This window comes from Dietzia sp. HMSC21D01 (genome assembly GCF_001815995.1).
Classification (GTDB): domain Bacteria; phylum Actinomycetota; class Actinomycetes; order Mycobacteriales; family Mycobacteriaceae; genus Dietzia; species Dietzia cinnamea.
The window spans coordinates 1-503 of record NZ_KV823849.1 but is presented as its reverse complement, the minus strand read 5'-3'; the positions used below and the strand labels follow the sequence as shown (position 1 = coordinate 503).

Sequence of the window (503 nt, the reverse complement as noted above, 5' to 3'; positions counted from 1 at the left end):
TAGAACAGCGTCAACTTGTGGAAGTCAGGTCTCGATCCCTGTTTATCTAGGCGACTCGATGCAGTGGGAGCAATCCCGCGACCTGCTCGACCAAGACGGCATCGTCACCATCTCCACCGGCGGCGACCATCTCGGTTCTGATCTCGGGGGCTCCCTGTTCTCGGACAATCTCGTTTTCCCTCGTGCTGCGCTCGTCGATGCTCAACAATTCTCTCTGCTTGTCACAGATATGGCGGACAAGGCCCTGGACGTAGACCGCTACCCGAGCACTGGATCCGCCGCCGGCAAGGTGCCAAAGGATAAGCGCGGCCAGTTCCGCAGAGCCACCGGCACTCTCATCGACCCGATCATCAAGCGCCACGGGCTCGATTCAGACCCGACGACAGCGCAGACGCTCCGAGATACCTTCGCGGTTCTCCGGCGACTGGTCGACACTGGCCGCAACCACATCTGGGCCTACTATGTCCGAAATCTTGGCAGATAGGGCCAGATGGTACTTACGG

At 59.6% G+C, this 503-nt stretch carries 1 pseudogene; it reads left to right on the top strand.

The features are described 5' to 3' along the window. Positions 1-484 (top strand): annotated as a pseudogene (locus HMPREF3086_RS06025) (hypothetical protein); the annotation flags it as partial. Between the last annotated feature and the right edge of the window lie 19 nt (positions 485-503).